The organism is Streptomyces sp. WAC 01529 (genome assembly GCF_003945545.1).
GTDB classification, from domain to species: domain Bacteria; phylum Actinomycetota; class Actinomycetes; order Streptomycetales; family Streptomycetaceae; genus Streptomyces; species Streptomyces anatolicus.
Map to the genome: position 1 here is coordinate 1,361,233 of NZ_CP029617.1, position 15,000 is coordinate 1,376,232.

Consider the following 15,000-nt stretch of genomic DNA (forward strand, 5'->3'; position numbering starts at 1 on the left):
GCTGACCCACCATCCGTGTAGCGACCACATATCGAGACGGGGTTGCACGCGCGCGTGGCCGGGGCGTTGCATCGCGGCGTGCAACCCGAACAGACGATCCTCAGCCCCGCCGACTCCGGGAGCGGCGCCGACAAGGCCGCGCGCCGCGCCGTCACCGTCTTCCCCCTCCTCGTCCTGGCGGCGGGCGCCCTCGGCCTCGTCGCGCCGGGTGCCTTCGAGGGGTGGGGCACCAACGTCCCCTACCTGCTGGGCGTGGTGATGTTCTGCATGGGGCTGACGATGACCCCGCTCGACTTCCAGGGCGTGGTCAAGCGGCCGTGGGCCGTCGCGCTCGGGCTCGTCGCGCATTACGTCATCATGCCGGGGCTCGGCTGGGTGATCGCCCACGCGCTCGGTCTCTCACCGCAGTTGGCGGCCGGTGTGATCCTGGTGGGCTGCGCGCCGAGCGGCACGGCGTCCAATGTCGTGACCTATCTGGCCCGCGGTGACGTGGCGCTCTCCGTCTCCGTCGCCACCGTCTCGACCGTCCTCGCCCCGCTGGTCACCCCGCCGCTGACACTGCTCCTCGCGGGCGAGTACCTGCCGGTGGACGCGGGCTCGATGGTCACGGACATCCTCAAGACCGTGCTGCTCCCGGTCATCGCCGGGCTGGTCGTACGGCTCCTCCTCGGGCGGTACGTCGACCGGGTGCTCGGCGCCCTGCCGTGGCTGTCCGCGCTGACCATCGCCGCGATCGTGGCGATCGTCGTCGCGGGCAGCGCCGCGGCCATCAAGTCGGCCGCGGCGCTGGTGTTCCTCGCGGTTTTCCTCCACAACGGCCTGGGCCTCGCGCTCGGTTACGGCGCGGGCAAGCTGGCCCGCCTCGGGCCGCCGGCCTCGCGCGCGATGGCCTTCGAGGTCGGCATGCAGAACTCCGGCCGCGCGGCGTCCCTGGCCACGGCGCACTTCAGCCCGCTCGCGGCGCTGCCCTCAGCGGTCTTCTCCGTCTGGCACAACGTGTCGGGGGCGCTGGTGGCGGCCTTCATGGCGCGCTCCCGGAAGTCGCCGGTCGGACGGAGGTCAAGCCCGTCCGGCGATTGAGGACGAACTCGGCGAAGCCGGTGACCGGCGGCGCCCCGGCGCGGAACAACGATTCAGTGCTCGTTCGACGCCAGCCGCAGCAGGTGGTCCGCCAGCGCCTGACCCCCCGCCGGCTCCCTGCTGATAAGCATCAACGTGTCGTCGCCCGCGATCGTCCCGAGGACGTCGTGCAGTTCGGCCTGGTCGATGGCCGAGGCGAGGAACTGGGCCGCGCCCGGCGGCGTACGGAGCACGACGAGGTTGGCCGAGGCCTCCGCGGAGATCAGCAGCTCCGCGGAGAGACGCCGCATCCGCTCCTCCTTGGCCGACTCCCCCAGCGGCGCGCGCGGCGTGCGGAAACCGCCCTCGCTCGGCACCGCGTAGATGAGGTCGCCCTCGGCGTTGCGGATCTTGACCGCGTTCAGCTCGTCCAGGTCGCGGGAGAGCGTCGCCTGGGTGACGGTCAGGCCGTCGTCGGCGAGCAGCTTCGCCAGCTGGCTCTGGGAGCGCACCGGCTGCCGGTTGAGGATGTCCACGATCCGGCGGTGGCGTGCGGTGCGGGTCTGCGGCACGGCGGGACCCGCGTGGTCGCCGTGCTCGTTGCCTTGCGCCTGGCTCATCGTCGTCTCATTCTCCGGATCGTCCGTCCCCGTCGGCCTCGGCGGCCTCGGCGGCCTTGTCAGCCTCGTCCAGGATGCCGGAAAGCGCCCGGAGGAACGCGTCCACCTCGTCGTCGCGCACGTTCAGCGGTGGCATCAGCCGTACGACATCGGGGGCGGGCACGTTCACCAGGAAGCCGGCGTCCTGAGCCGCCTGCTGCGCCCGCGGCGCGAGCGGCTCGGTGAGCACGATACCCAGCAGCAGGCCCGAGCCCCTGACATGGTCCACGAGCGGGTGTCCGAGTGACTCGATTCCGTCGCGCAGCTTCTCGCCCGCCCGCTTGGTGTTCTCCAGCAGGCCCTCGGCGGCGATGGTCTCGACGACGGCGAGCCCGGCGGCGCACGCCACGGGGTTCCCGCCGAACGTCGTGCCGTGGTGACCTGGCTTGAACAGCTCCGCCGCCGCGCCGAACGCGACGGTCGCGCCGAGCGGCAGACCGCCGCCGAGACCCTTCGCGAGTGTGACGATGTCCGGATCGACGCCCTCGTGCGCGAGGTGCTCGAACCAGTGCCCGGTGCGGCCGATTCCGGTCTGCACCTCGTCGAGGACGAGGAGGGTTCCGGTGGCGCGGGTGATCTCCCTGGCCGCCCTGAGGTAGCCCGCGGGCGGCACGACGACGCCGTTCTCGCCCTGGATCGGCTCGATGATCACGAAGGCGGTGTCGGTGGTGACGGCCGCGCGCAGGGCCTCCACATCGCCGTAAGGGACGTGTGTGACCTCGCCGGGCAGCGGCAGGAACGGCTTCTGCTTGCCGGGCTGGCCGGTGAGGGCGAGCGCCCCCATGGTCCGGCCGTGGAAGCCGCCGTCGGTGGCGACCATGTGCGGGCGGCCGGTCAGCCGGCCGATCTTGAAGGCGCCTTCGTTGGCCTCCGCGCCGGAGTTGCAGAAGTACACGCGGCCTTCGCGGCCGAAGAGCTGGAGCAGCCGCTCGGCGAGGGCGACGGGCGGCTCGGCGACGAAGAGGTTCGAGACGTGGCCGAGCGAGGCGATCTGGGCGCTCACCGCCTCCACGATCGCCGGATGGGCGTGGCCGAGCGCGTTGACCGCGATGCCGCCGACGAAGTCGACGTACTCCTTGCCGTCGGCGTCCCACAGCTTGGTGCCCTCGCCGCGCACCAGGGGCAGCCGGGGCGTGCCGTAGTTGTCCATGAGCGCGCCCTGCCAGCGCGTGGTCAGCTCCTGGTTGCTCATGACTCCCCCTCGGTGCCGGTGCTGGTGCTAGTGGCGGTGCCGGTGGCGTCGGGCACGACCATCGTGCCGATGCCCTCGTCGGTGAAGATCTCCAGCAGGATCGAGTGCTGGACGCGGCCGTCGATGACGCGGGCGGTCTCCACTCCGTTGCGTACGGCGTGCAGACAGCCCTCCATCTTGGGGACCATGCCGCTGGCCAGCTCGGGCAGGAGCTTCTCCAGCTCCTTCGCGGTGAGCCTGCTGATGACCTCGTCGGAGTTCGGCCAGTCCTCGTACAGGCCCTCGACGTCGGTCAGGACCATCAGAGTCTCGGCACCAAGCGCCGCAGCGAGTGCCGCAGCCGCCGTATCAGCATTGACGTTGTAGACATGGTGGTCGTCCTGGGAACGGGCGATCGAGGAGACGACCGGGATACGGCCGTCGGCGAGCAGCGCCGTGATGGCGCCCGTGTCGATCGCGGTGATCTCGCCGACCCGGCCGATGTCGACCAGTTCGCCCTCGATGCGGGGCTGGTGCTTGGTGGCGGTGATGGTGTGCGCGTCCTCGCCGGTGAGGCCGACGGCGAGCGGACCGTGCCGGTTGAGCAGCCCGACCAGTTCGCGCTGCACCTGTCCGGCGAGCACCATGCGTACGACGTCCATGGCGTCCTCGGTGGTGACGCGCAGGCCCGCCTTGAACTCGCTGACGATGCCGTGCCGGTCGAGGGCCCTGCTGATCTGCGGGCCGCCGCCGTGCACGACGACGGGCTTGAGGCCCGCGTGGTGCAGGAAGACGACGTCCTGGGCGAAGGCGGCCTTCAGCTCGTCGTCGACCATGGCGTTGCCGCCGAACTTGATGACGACGGTCTTGCCGCGGTGCCGGGTCAGCCAGGGCAGCGCCTCGATGAGGATCTGGGCCTTGGGCAGCGCGGTGTGTTTGCGCGCGGTGGGCTGGCTCATGAGCTGTACGCGCTGTTCTCGTGGACGTAGTCGGCGGTGAGGTCGTTGGTCCAGATGGTCGCGGTCTCGTCGCCCTCGGCGAGGTCGGCGGTGATGACGATCTCCCGGTAGCGCATGTCGATGAGGTCGCGGTCCTCGCCGACCGAGCCGTTCTTGCAGACCCAGACGCCGTTGATGGCGACGTTGAGCCGGTCCGGGTCGAAGGCGGCGGACGTGGTGCCGATCGCGGAGAGCACCCGGCCCCAGTTGGGGTCCTCGCCGTGCAGGGCACACTTGAGGAGGTTGTTGCGGGCGATGGACCGGCCGACCTCGACGGCGTCGGCCTCGCTCGCCGCGTTCACGACCTCGACCTTGATGTCCTTGCTCGCGCCCTCGGCGTCGCCGATGAGCTGGCGCCCGAGGTCGTCGCAGACCTCGCGGACGGCCTCGGCGAACTCCGCGTACTCCGGGGTGACTTCGGCCGCGCCGGAGGCGAGCAGCAGCACGGTGTCGTTGGTGGACATGCAGCCGTCGGAGTCGACCCGGTCGAAGGTGAGCCGGGTCGCGTCCCGCAGCGCCTTGTCCAGGACATCGGCCCCCAGATCGGCGTCGGTGGTGAGCACGACGAGCATCGTGGCGAGGCCGGGGGCGAGCATGCCCGCGCCCTTGGCCATGCCGCCGACGGTCCAGCCGCCCTTGGTGACGACGGACGTCTTGTGGACGCTGTCGGTGGTCTTGATGGCGATGGCGGCCTTCTCGCCGCCGTGCGCGGAGAGTTCACCGGCGGCCTTCTCGACGCCGGGCAGCAGCTTGTCCATCGGCAGGGTGATGCCGATCAGCCCCGTCGAGGCGACGGCGACCTCGCCCGCGTTGAGGGAGAGCACCTCGGCGACCTTCTCGGCGGTGGCGTGCGTGTCCTGGAAGCCCTGGGGGCCCGTACAGGCGTTGGCGCCACCGGAGTTGAGGACGACCGCGGAGACGAGTCCGCCCTTGAGCACCTGCTCCGACCAGAGGACGGGGGCGGCCTTGACGCGGTTGGAGGTGAACACGCCCGCGGCGGCGAGGCGGGGTCCGGTGTTGACCACGAGGGCCAGGTCCGGGTTGCCGTTCTCCTTGATCCCGGCGGCGATGCCCGCGGCCGTGAATCCCTTGGCTGCCGTCACACTCACGGCGCGACTCCGATCGTTGAGAGCCCGGTGGCCTCGTCGAGGCCGAGGGCGATGTTCATGCTCTGCAGGGCGCCGCCCGCGGTGCCCTTGGTGAGGTTGTCGATGGCGCTGATCACGATCACGCGGCCCGCCGCCTCGTCGTACGCGACCTGGATCCGCACGGCGTTCGAGCCGTACACGGCGGCGGTCGCGGGCCACTGCCCCTCGGGGAGCAGGTGGACGAACGGCTCGTCGGCGAAGGCCTTCTCGTAGACGGCCCGCACCGACTCGGCGGTGACGCCCGGCTTCGCCTTCGCGCTGCACGTGGCGAGGATGCCGCGGGGCATCGGGGCCAGGGTCGGCGTGAAGGAGACGGAGACGGGCGTGCCGGCGGCGGCGCTGAGGTTCTGGATCATCTCGGGGGTGTGGCGGTGGAGGCCCCCCACTCCGTACGGGGACATGCTTCCCATGACCTCGGAACCGAGGAGGTGCGGCTTGGCGGCCTTGCCCGCGCCGGAGGTGCCGGACGCGGCGACGATCACGGCCTCGGGCTCGACGAGGTCGGCCCCGTACGCGGGGAAGAGCGCGAGCGAGACGGCGGTCGGATAGCAGCCGGGTACGGCGACGCGCTTGGCGCCCGCCAACGCGGCGCGGGCACCCGGCAGTTCGGGCAGGCCGTAGGGCCAGGTCCCTGCGTGCGGGCTGCCGTAGAACTTCTCCCAGTCCCCCGCGTCCTCCAGCCGGAAGTCGGCACCCATGTCCACGACGAGGACATCAGGGCCGAGCTGCTCGGCGACGGCGGCGGACTGCCCGTGGGGCAGCGCGAGGAAGACGACGTCGTGGCCCGCGAGGACCTCGGCGGTGGTGGGCTCCAGGACGCGCCCGGCGAGCGGAAGCAGATGCGGCTGGAGCGCGCCCAGGCGCTGCCCCGCGTTCGCGTTCCCGGTCAGGGCGCCGATCTCCACCTCGGGGTGGGCGAGCAGCAGACGCAGCAACTCGCCGCCCGCATACCCACTCGCCCCTGCCACTGCTGCGCGTACCGCCATGGAACCCTCCTCTTGGATGGCATGACTATACGCAGAGCTGCACTTTTATGCAACGAGCTTGGTGCGCTGCCTCCGATAATCGCGTGCCCTGAAGATCCGAACGCGTTACCTTCGGGTCCATGAACGTCACCGGCCGAAGCCACCCCGCGACCGCGCGAGCGACCAGCTCGCCGGTTGCCGCCGTCTGACGTACGTTCTCGTCCTCCACCGGCGACCGGAAACGGCCCGTCGGTGGTTCCGTGGTCCTTCCGTCCCGGTTCCGGTATTTCGCGGGCCGTCGCCCGGCGCCTTTCCCGCTGCGACGCCAAGGAGCCACTGCCATGGACACCGAACAGATCGTCCGTACGTTCGTCGAGTACTACGAGGACCGCGGGCACCGCCGGATCACCGGCTCGACGCTGCTGCCGCCGCCCGGTGACCCGGTGCTCTTCACCACCTCGGGCATGCATCCGCTCATCCCCTACCTGGAAGGGCGCCCACACCCTCTGGGCCGACGGCTGGTCAACGTGCAGCGCTGTCTGCGCACGACGGATCTGGAGGAGGTCGGTGACCCCACCCATCTGACCGTCTTCGAGATGCTCGGCACCTGGTCGCTCGGCGACTACGAGGGGACGCTCAGCCTCGACTGGGGGTACGGGCTGCTCACCGAGGGGTTCGGCGTCGATCCGGGGCTGCTGCACGCCACGGTCTTCGGCGGCGACGAGCTGACCGGGCCCGATACCGCCTCCCTGGAGCTGTGGCAGGAACGCGGGGTCCCGGTGGAGCTGACCGTCGAGGACAACTGGTGGCCCAGTGGGTCGCCCGGGCCGTGCGGACCCGACTCGGAGATCTTCCTATGGACCGGCGACGGGCCTCCGGAGTCGACGCCCACGCGTGACGAGCGCTGGGTGGAGGTGTGGAACCACGTGATGATGCGCCACCGTCGGCTCCCCGACGGTTCACTCGTGCCGCTGGCCCAGCGCAATGTCGACACCGGTCTTGGCCTTGAGCGGCTCGCCTCGCTGCTCCAGGGCCGGACCTCGGTCTTCGAGTGCGATGTCTTCGAGCCCTGGCGCCGGCTCGTGCCGAAGCTGTGGCCGGTGGACGAGCCGTCGCTGCGGCTGGTCTGCGACCATCTGCGCTCGGCCGTGGTGGTGATCGGCGACGGGGTGCGGCCGGCCGTGGGCGGGCGCGGCTATGTGCTGCGGCGGCTTGTGCGGCGGGTGCTCACCGTGCTCTGGCGGGACGATCCCTCACGCGGGCTCGGGCCCTCACGCGGGCTCGGGGATCTCCCCGACGAGCTGATCCGGCACACCCTGGACCGCTTCCGGCAGGAGACCGATCCGGGCGAGGTGCGCCGGGTGCTGCTCGACGAGGAGCGCCGGTTCGGGCGGCTCCTCGAGCGCGGCCGGCGGGTGCTGGCCCGGCCGCGGTTCCAAGGCACGCTGGACGAGGAGGACTTCCGCCATCTGCACGACACCCACGGCCTGCCGCGCGACCTGGTGCTGAGCCTGCGGTCGGGCGGGTGAGGGCCGGGACGGGGCGGCTACGGGGCCGTCAGGAGCGGGCGTCCTCGTCGGCGCGGGCCGCGCGCTTCTGGGCGTCCTCCGCCTGCTTCTCCTTGATCCGCACCGCTTCCTTGCGGACCTCGGCCTGGGTGGCGCGCTCCTGACGCAGCCAGGAGGGCATCTCGTCCTTCAGCGCGTCGATCTGCTCGGTGGTGAGCGGCTCCGTGACCCCGCCGCGGGCGAGGCCCGCGATGGAGACGCCGAGCTTGGCGGCGACGACCGGGCGGGGGTGCGGGCCCTTGCGGCGCAGCTCCTGGAGCCACTCGGGGGGATCGGCTTGGAGCGCGTTCAGCTCACTGCGCGTGACGACACCCTCCTGGAACTCTGCGGGGGTGGCCTGGAGGTACACACCCAGCTTCTTCGCCGCGGTCGCGGGCTTCATGGTCTGGGTGGTCTGGTGCGACGTCATGGGGTCAAGGGTATCGAGCATGTGCGCTACTTCCGACCACGACCGGTAGCCTGGCGAGGTGACAGGCTCGGAAGTAACCCCTTCGTTCCGGCTCGCCTACGTCCCGGGGGTGACGCCCACCAAGTGGGTGCGTATCTGGAACGAGCGGCTGCCCGACGTCCCCTTGACCCTCCTCCAGGTCTCCCCCGCCGAAGCACCCGGCGTGCTGCGGGCGGGCGGCGCCGACGCCGGATTCGTACGTCTGCCGATCGACCGCACGGACCTCAGCGCGATCCCCCTCTACGCCGAGACGACCGTCGTCGTGATCCCCAAGGACCACGTCGTGGCGGCGGTCGACGAGGTGTCGCCCGAGGACCTCGCGGACGAGATCGTGTTCCACCCGCTCGACGAGACGCTGGAGTGGGAGCGGCGGCCCGGGGTGCCGGCCGCCGAGCGCCCCGAGACGACGGCCGACGCCATCGAGCTGGTCGCCGCGGGCGTGGGCGTGCTCGTCGTCCCGCAGTCCCTGGCCCGTCTGCACCACCGCAAGGACCTCACCTACCGCACCGTCACCGGCGCCCCCGAGTCGCGGGTGGCCCTCGCGTGGCCGGAGGCCGCGACGACGGACCTGGTGGAGGACTTCATCGGGATCGTCCGCGGCCGTACGGTCAACAGCTCACGGGGCCGTACGCAGACCCCGGCGAAGGACAAGGCCCCGGCCAAGGCCAAGCCCGCCGGCAAGTCAGGGGCCAAGGCGGGCGACAAGGGCCGGCGCGGGGCACCCGCCCGGCAGGCGAAGGGCGCCAAGCCGGCCGCCAAGCGCGGGAAGCCGCGCCGCCGGCCGTAACCAGAGGCGACGTACGCGAGAGGGGCCTCCCGCCGCAGTGGCGGGAGGCCCCTCCTTCATGGGCGCCGGAGCGTCAGCTCAGGATCGCGAGCGCCTGGTTGAGCGTCGCGGACGGGCGCATGACCGCGGAGGCCTTGGCCGCGTCCGGCTGGTAGTAACCGCCGATGTCGACCGGGGAGCCCTGGACGGCGATCAGCTCGTCCACGATGGTCCGCTCCTGCTCGGAGAGCGTCTTGGCCAGGGCCGCGAACGCCTCCGCCAGCTGCGTGTCCTCGGTCTGCTTGGCCAGCTCCTGGGCCCAGTACAGGGCGAGGTAGAAGTGGCTGCCGCGGTTGTCGATGCCACCGAGGCGGCGGCTCGGCGACTTGTCGTTCTCCAGGAAGGAGGCCGTCGCGCGGTCCAGGGTGTCGGCGAGGATCTGGGCGCGCGCGTTGCCCGTCGTGGTGGCGAGGTGCTCGAAGCTGACCGCGAGGGCCAGGAACTCGCCCAGGCTGTCCCAGCGCAGGTAGTTCTCCTTGACCAGCTGCTGGACGTGCTTCGGGGCGGAGCCGCCGGCGCCCGTCTCGAAGAGGCCGCCGCCGTTCATCAGCGGGACGACCGACAGCATCTTGGCGCTGGTGCCCAGCTCCAGGATCGGGAAGAGGTCGGTGAGGTAGTCGCGCAGGACGTTGCCGGTGACGGAGATGGTGTCCTCGCCGCGGCGGATGCGCTCCAGGGAGAACGCGGTGGCCTCGGCCGGCGCCATGATCCGGATGTCCAGGCCCTCGGTGTCGTGGTCGGCGAGGTACCGCTCGACCTTGCCGATGAGGACGGCGTCGTGGGCGCGGGTGTCGTCCAGCCAGAACACGGCCGGGCTGCCGGTCGCGCGGGCGCGGGTGACGGCGAGCTTGACCCAGTCCTGGATCGGCGCGTCCTTGGTCTGGCACATGCGGAAGATGTCACCGGCGGCGACGGTCTGCTCAAGGACGACGTTTCCGGCGGCGTCGACGACGCGGACGGTGCCCGTGGTGGGGACCTCGAACGTCTTGTCGTGGCTGCCGTACTCCTCGGCCTTCTGCGCCATCAGGCCGACGTTCGGGACGGAGCCCATGGTCGACGGGTCGAAGGCGCCGTTGGCGCGGCAGTCGTCGATGACGACCTGGTAGATGCCCGCGTAGCTGCTGTCCGGGAGGACGGCCAGGGTGTCGTGCTCCTCGCCGTCCGGGCCCCACATGTGGCCGGAGGTGCGGATCATGGCCGGCATGGAGGCGTCGACGATGACATCGCTCGGCACGTGCAGGTTCGAGATGCCCTTGTCGGAGTCGACCATGGCCAGCTCCGGGCCCTCGGCCAGCTCGGCCTCGAAGGACGCCTTGATCTTCTCGCCCTCGGGGAGCGAGTCCAGGCCCTTGAAGATGCCGCCCAGACCGTCGTTCGGGGTCAGGCCGGCGGCGGCCAGCGTCTCGCCGTGCGCGGCGAAGGTCTTCGGGAAGAAGGCGCGGACCACGTGGCCGAAGACGATCGGGTCGGAGACCTTCATCATCGTGGCCTTTAGGTGCACGGAGAAGAGGACGCCCTCGGCCTTGGCGCGGGCGACCTGCTCCTTGAGGAACTCGCGGAGCGCGGCGACGCGCATGACGGAGGCGTCGACGACCTCGCCCTCGAGGACCGGTACGGACTCGCGCAGGACGGTGGTGGAGCCGTCGTCACCGACGAGCTCGATGCGCAGCGAACCGGCCTCGGTGATCACCGCGGACTTCTCGGTGGAGCGGAAGTCGTTCTCGCCCATGGTGGCGACGTTCGTCTTCGAGTCGGCCGTCCAGGCGCCCATGCGGTGCGGGTGGGCCTTGGCATAGTTCTTGACCGACGCGGGGGCGCGGCGGTCGGAGTTGCCCTCGCGCAGGACCGGGTTGACGGCGCTGCCCTTGACCTTGTCGTAGCGGGCGCGGATGTCGCGCTCCTCGTCGGTCTTCGGGTCGTCCGGGTAGTCGGGGAGCGCGTAGCCCTGGCCCTGCAGCTCGGCGATCGCGGCCTTCAGCTGCGGGATCGAGGCCGAGATGTTGGGCAGCTTGATGATGTTCGCCCCGGGCGTCTTGGCGAGCTCGCCGAGCTCGGCGAGGGCGTCGTTGATGCGCTGGCCCTCCTCGAGACGCTCGGGGAAGCTCGCGATGATCCGGCCCGCGAGCGAGATGTCACGGGTCTCCACGCTGACCCCCGCGGTCGAGGCGTAGGCCTGGACGACCGGCAAGAAGGAATGGGTCGCCAGGGCCGGGGCCTCGTCAGTGTGGGTGTAGATGATGGTCGAGTCAGTCACCGGGTGCTCCGCTCCGCGTCTGCAACATTTCTCGACATCAAGATACCTCGTACCTCCCCCCTGAAGGACAGGGCCCTGGGCACCTCGATCTACGTAGACACTGTCTACGAGGTGTAGTAGACAGTGTCTATGAGCGAGCGGGTGCCTTCGGGCGAGCAGGAGGCGGGGCTGCGGGCCCGGCTGGTGGACGTCGGCGTCGAGCTACTGGCGGCCGAGGGGGTGCAGGCGCTGACCCTGCGGGAGATCGCCCGCAGGGCGGGGGTCTCGCATGGGGCGCCCCGGCGCTACTTCCCCACGCATGTCGCCCTGCTGTCGGCGATCGCGCGGCGGGGCTTCGCGGAGCTTGCGGCGGAGGTGGAGAAGGCGGCCGCGGACGGTGACGCCCGTACGCGGCTGAAGGCGCTGAGCCGCGCCTACCTCGGCTTCGCGGCGGCTCACCGCGGCATGTTCGAGCTGATGTTCCGCCACGACCTCCTGGAGAGCGGCGCGCTCGGCCTGCGGCAGACGAGTCTGCCGCTCTTCGAGGTGCTGGTGGGCCTGGTCGCGGAGGCCCGCCGGGAGGCCGGAGCGGAGGCGGAGGCGCGGGTCGCCGCAGGGGCGCTGTGGGCGAATCTCCAGGGGATCGCGCAGCTGTGGGGGTGGGGCAGCCTGCGGCTCGCGACCGGGGCCGAGGACGTGGAGCCGCTGCTCGACGCGGCGCTGGTGGCGCATCTGGGGGCGGAGGCCTCATGAGGGCCGGGCCCGGCATGCGGCGGAGTCTCACCCTCGCGTGCAGCGTCCTCGGTGCCATGGTCGTCGCCCTGGACGGCACCGTACTCACCATCGTGCAGCCCGCTCTCCAGCGTGATCTGGACGCCTCCTTCACGCAGGTGCAGTGGACCAGCACCGGATATCTGATCGCCGTGGCGAGCCTGCTGGTCTTCTCGGGGCGGCTCGGCGACCGGTACGGGCACCGGCGGCTCTTCGCGGTCGGAACGCTCGGCTTCGCGCTCGCCTCGGCGGGCCTCGGGCTCGCGTCCGGCGTCGGCTGGGTGATCGGGCTGCGCGTCGCCCAGGGCGTCTTCGGCGCGCTGTTGCAGCCCGCCACGCTCGGGATGCTGCGGGCCGCGTTCCCGCCGGACAGGCTCGGGATGCCGATCGCCCTGCGGACCAGCGCGATAGGGCTCGCGGCGGCGGCCGGGCCGGTGCTGGGCGGGGCGCTCGCGACGCATCTCGGCTGGCGCTCGGTGTTCTTCCTGAGCGTCGTGCCCGCGCTGGTGATCGGCGTACTGGCGCTGGTGGTCCGCGTTCCCGAGCCGCCCCGGGAGGGGCCCGCGCCCGGGCTCGATCTGCCCGGTGCCGGGGTGCTCGCGGTGGCGCTGGCCTGCCTCGTGCACGCGCTGGTCGGCGTGGCGGGGTCCGGCTGGTCGGGGGTCACCGCGGTGGGATTCTGCGCGGCGGCGGCCTCGGCGGCCGTGTTCGTGCGGCATGAGCGGCGTGCCGCGAGCCCGCTGGTGCCGCTCCGTCTGGTCGCGTCGCCCGCGGTGGGTCCCGCGCTCGGCATCCTGGTGGCGGCGTCCGCGGCGATGTTCGGGGCGCTCTTCGTGGGGACGTACTTCCTGCAAGAGGTACTGGCGCTCGATCCGCTGCGGAGCGCGCTGAGGGCGCTGCCGCTCGCGCTGATGATGGTGGTGTGCGCGCCGTACGCGGCGGTACTGCTGCGAAGGCACGGGCCCCGGCGGACGATCACGGCCGCGATGGCGGTGCTCACCCTCGGCGTCCTCGCCCTGTCCCGTCTGGACCAGGCGTCGGGGCCGGTGGCGGTCGGCGGCGGTTTCCTGCTGGTCGGCGCCGGTTTCGGCACGGTGATGGTGGCGGCGACGGCGGTGGTCGTACGGCATGCCCCGGTGGCGGACGCCGGTGTGGCGGGCGGTCTCCAGCAGACCGCGATGAACGTGGGCCCGACGCTGGGCATCGCGCTGGCGACCACGCTGATGACGACGTTCGCCGCGCGCCCGCCCGGTGAGGGAGAGCAGTGGACCGACGGCGCGTTCCTCACGGCGATGGGCCCGACCCTGACGGCGCTGGCGGCGGTGGCGGCACTGGGCGCGGCGACGGCCACGAGGCTGCCGCGAAGGCCCCGGGATCCGGACAGCCAGAACCCCGCGCCCGCCCAGCCGCCCGGCCCCCGCCCGACGGCGGACTCCCCCTCCCACCACGGGCTGCCGGACCGGCGGTGAGAGCGGCGCCCTGACCGCCCCGGCAACCGGTGGCCTCCTCACCACGTCTACGTCCCGCCGCACGTGAGGTCCGCCGCAGGCAGCTTCCCCTCGCGCAGATACGTGTTGACGGCCCGGTCGGCGCACGGCACGGGGGTGAGGCCGTCGCTCCCGCGTCCGTAGACGCCGTGCGCGCGGATGTCGGCCGTCAGGAGACGCGATCCGGTGAGCCTGCGATGCAGGGCGAGGGCGCCTTCGTAGGGGACGTTGTTGTCGTGGCGGGCCTGGAGCAGCAGGGCGGGCACGTCGTTGCCGATCTCCGTGCCGGGCTCGCGGGGCTCGCCGCCCCAGAACGCGCACGGCGCGATCATGCCGTTGACATAGGGGCCGAAGACCGGCTGGGTGGCGCGGCTGCGCTGCATGTTCTTCCAGTACGTCTGCGGGTCTTTCGGCCAGCCGCCCGCGGGCCACCCGCCGTCGCCGCACATGAAGATCGCACCACCGACCATGCCGCTCTCCAGCTCGGGCGAGGAGAGCAGTTCGAGGAGTCCGGCGAGCGCGGGCCCCGGCTCGATCTCCTCACCCGTCGCGGCCTTCTTCAAGTCGGCGACCACACTCGCCAGTTGGGGGTCGTACTCCTCGTGCTGGACGAGCTGCTTGAAGATCATCCGCAGGAGCGGGGCGTTGAGCCGCTCTCCCTCGACGGGGAGGGGGTGGCGTTCGGCCCTCCGCAGCAACTCGCGTATGTCTGACCGTACCGCACCGTCGAGCGCCGCCTCCGCGGGCGCGCCCGACCGCTGGAACAGTTCGTACTGCGTGGCCGCCGGGTCGGTCGAGGAGTCCAGGACGATGCGATCGGCGCGGCGCGGGAACAGCTGGGTGTAGACGGCGCCCAGGTCCGCGCCGTACGAGACGCCGTAGTACGAGAGTCTCCGCTCGCCGAGCGCGGCGCGGATGGCGTCCATGTCGCGGGCGACGTTGCGCGTCGAGGCGTGCGGCAGCAACTCGGCGTTGTCGCCGTGCTCCCGGCACCGGCGCGCGGTGTCGCGGGCGGCGCGCACCGAGGCCTCGAAGTCGGCGCGCGGGGTGGTCGTCGGCCCGGCCGGGGCCGGGCGCGGGGCGGCGCCGCAGGTGATCGGGGTGCTCTCGCCGAGGAAGCGGGGGTCGAAGCCGATGAGGTCGTAGTGGTCGGCGACGTCCTTCAACGCCGGGCGCAGAGCGAGGGTGTGGGCGAGTCCGGTGCCGCCCGGGCCGCCCGGGTTGGAGAGCAGGATGCCCCGCCGCTCGGGCGACTTCGCCTTGACGCGGGAGATCGTGAGCCGGATCGTACGGCCGCCGGGGTCGGCATAGTCGAGCGGTACGGTCACCTTCGCGCACCGCGCACCCGCCTCGTTCAGCTCCTTCTGGTCGGCGGGACAACGGCCCCAACGGAGCGCCGACGAGAAGGACTTGGGCGGCTTGGCGGGTCCGGTCGCGGCCACTGTGCCGCTGGCGAGGAGTGTGGCGAGGCCCAGGCCCGCGGCGACTGCTGACGCGACGCGCATCGTGCGTGCTCCTTGGATTCGGCGGTGGTCGCACCGGCCGGGCGGCCCGGGCGATCGATCACCACGCTAGGGACCCGCGCGCGGGCCGGCCATCGGGCCAGTGGGCCCAAGGCCCCTGGGGAGAACCCCCGTACAGGCCCCGCCGCTCCGCCGCCTTGACCT

Annotated in this window: 13 protein-coding genes; 5 read left to right on the forward strand and 8 right to left on the reverse strand. The window is 71.9% G+C overall.

Translation table 11 applies throughout. The annotated features are described in order from the left end of the window. The first annotated feature begins 78 nt into the window (after positions 1 to 78). Complete coding sequence (locus DMA15_RS06130) at positions 79 to 1,080, forward strand: bile acid:sodium symporter family protein (RefSeq protein ID WP_240659690.1); 1,002 nt, start codon at positions 79 to 81, stop codon at positions 1,078 to 1,080. Between the two features lie 53 nt (positions 1,081 to 1,133). Here the strand turns inward: DMA15_RS06130 and DMA15_RS06135 are convergent, their stop codons facing one another. The 5 genes from DMA15_RS06135 to argC are packed head-to-tail and all read right to left on the reverse strand — an operon-like array spanning position 1,134 to position 6,021. Next, entirely contained in the window at positions 1,134 to 1,679 is a 546-nt protein-coding gene (locus tag DMA15_RS06135; protein WP_125511629.1) for an arginine repressor, read from the reverse strand. 7 nt (positions 1,680 to 1,686) lie between these two features. Next, positions 1,687 to 2,910 carry an acetylornithine transaminase gene (locus tag DMA15_RS06140; protein WP_125511630.1) on the reverse strand — a complete coding sequence of 408 codons (1,224 nt, stop codon included), beginning with the start codon at positions 2,908 to 2,910 and terminating at the stop codon, positions 1,687 to 1,689. After that, on the reverse strand, positions 2,907 to 3,848 hold the full coding sequence (argB, locus tag DMA15_RS06145; RefSeq protein ID WP_125511631.1) for an acetylglutamate kinase: 942 nt from the start codon (positions 3,846 to 3,848) through the stop codon (positions 2,907 to 2,909). Before argB ends, DMA15_RS06140 begins: the two co-directional genes overlap by 4 nt. Further along, on the reverse strand, positions 3,845 to 4,996 hold the full coding sequence (argJ, locus tag DMA15_RS06150) for a bifunctional glutamate N-acetyltransferase/amino-acid acetyltransferase ArgJ (RefSeq protein WP_125511632.1): 1,152 nt from the start codon (positions 4,994 to 4,996) through the stop codon (positions 3,845 to 3,847). Before argJ ends, argB begins: the two co-directional genes overlap by 4 nt. Next, a complete protein-coding gene (gene argC, locus DMA15_RS06155; protein ID WP_125511633.1) occupies positions 4,993 to 6,021 on the reverse strand; it encodes an N-acetyl-gamma-glutamyl-phosphate reductase in 1,029 nt (342 codons plus the stop codon). The genes argJ and argC overlap by 4 nt, the downstream gene beginning before the upstream one ends. 320 nt (positions 6,022 to 6,341) lie before the next feature. Between argC and DMA15_RS06165 the strand changes: the two genes are divergently transcribed. Further along, positions 6,342 to 7,529, forward strand: coding sequence for an alanine--tRNA ligase-related protein (locus DMA15_RS06165; RefSeq protein WP_125511635.1), 1,188 nt, complete (start codon positions 6,342 to 6,344; stop codon positions 7,527 to 7,529). A gap of 28 nt (positions 7,530 to 7,557) precedes the next feature. Here the strand turns inward: DMA15_RS06165 and DMA15_RS06170 are convergent, their stop codons facing one another. Continuing rightward, complete coding sequence (locus tag DMA15_RS06170; protein WP_206302666.1) at positions 7,558 to 7,977, reverse strand: DUF5997 family protein; 420 nt, start codon at positions 7,975 to 7,977, stop codon at positions 7,558 to 7,560. 58 nt (positions 7,978 to 8,035) lie between these two features. On the opposite strand from DMA15_RS06170, the gene DMA15_RS06175 reads away from it, so the two are divergent. Then, positions 8,036 to 8,803, forward strand: a complete 768-nt coding sequence (locus tag DMA15_RS06175; RefSeq protein WP_125511637.1) for a LysR substrate-binding domain-containing protein — start codon at positions 8,036 to 8,038, stop codon at positions 8,801 to 8,803. 73 nt (positions 8,804 to 8,876) lie between these two features. Here the strand turns inward: DMA15_RS06175 and DMA15_RS06180 are convergent, their stop codons facing one another. Beyond that, on the reverse strand, positions 8,877 to 11,096 hold the full coding sequence (locus DMA15_RS06180) for an NADP-dependent isocitrate dehydrogenase (protein WP_125511638.1): 2,220 nt from the start codon (positions 11,094 to 11,096) through the stop codon (positions 8,877 to 8,879). 129 nt (positions 11,097 to 11,225) lie between these two features. Between DMA15_RS06180 and DMA15_RS06185 the strand changes: the two genes are divergently transcribed. Together DMA15_RS06185 and DMA15_RS06190 are read left to right on the forward strand one after the other, a co-directional pair. Then, the gene (locus DMA15_RS06185; RefSeq protein ID WP_125511639.1) at positions 11,226 to 11,828 is read left to right on the forward strand and encodes a TetR/AcrR family transcriptional regulator; all 603 of its coding nucleotides are present in this window, start codon (positions 11,226 to 11,228) and stop codon (positions 11,826 to 11,828) included. Further along, positions 11,825 to 13,315, forward strand: a complete 1,491-nt coding sequence (locus DMA15_RS06190; protein ID WP_240659691.1) for an MFS transporter — start codon at positions 11,825 to 11,827, stop codon at positions 13,313 to 13,315. Before DMA15_RS06185 ends, DMA15_RS06190 begins: the two co-directional genes overlap by 4 nt. 47 nt (positions 13,316 to 13,362) lie before the next feature. Here DMA15_RS06190 and DMA15_RS06195 read toward each other — a convergent pair whose 3' ends face one another. Further along, complete coding sequence (locus DMA15_RS06195; protein ID WP_125511640.1) at positions 13,363 to 14,838, reverse strand: alpha/beta hydrolase; 1,476 nt, start codon at positions 14,836 to 14,838, stop codon at positions 13,363 to 13,365. Between the last annotated feature and the right edge of the window lie 162 nt (positions 14,839 to 15,000).

Bases quoted from the DNA above. Each gene is read 5' to 3' on its own strand.
- DMA15_RS06135 (WP_125511629.1), bottom strand. From the start codon at position 1,679: ATGAGCCAGGCGCAAGGCAACGAGCACGGCGACCACGCGGGTCCCGCC.
- DMA15_RS06140 (WP_125511630.1), bottom strand. From the start codon at position 2,910: ATGAGCAACCAGGAGCTGACCACGCGCTGGCAGGGCGCGCTCATGGAC.
- argB (WP_125511631.1), bottom strand. From the start codon at position 3,848: ATGAGCCAGCCCACCGCGCGCAAACACACCGCGCTGCCCAAGGCCCAG.
- argC (WP_125511633.1), bottom strand. From the start codon at position 6,021: ATGGCGGTACGCGCAGCAGTGGCAGGGGCGAGTGGGTATGCGGGCGGC.
- DMA15_RS06165 (WP_125511635.1), top strand. From the start codon at position 6,342: ATGGACACCGAACAGATCGTCCGTACGTTCGTCGAGTACTACGAGGAC.
- DMA15_RS06170 (WP_206302666.1), bottom strand. From the start codon at position 7,977: ATGACGTCGCACCAGACCACCCAGACCATGAAGCCCGCGACCGCGGCG.
- DMA15_RS06185 (WP_125511639.1), top strand. From the start codon at position 11,226: ATGAGCGAGCGGGTGCCTTCGGGCGAGCAGGAGGCGGGGCTGCGGGCC.
- DMA15_RS06190 (WP_240659691.1), top strand. From the start codon at position 11,825: ATGAGGGCCGGGCCCGGCATGCGGCGGAGTCTCACCCTCGCGTGCAGC.
- DMA15_RS06195 (WP_125511640.1), bottom strand. From the start codon at position 14,838: ATGCGCGTCGCGTCAGCAGTCGCCGCGGGCCTGGGCCTCGCCACACTC.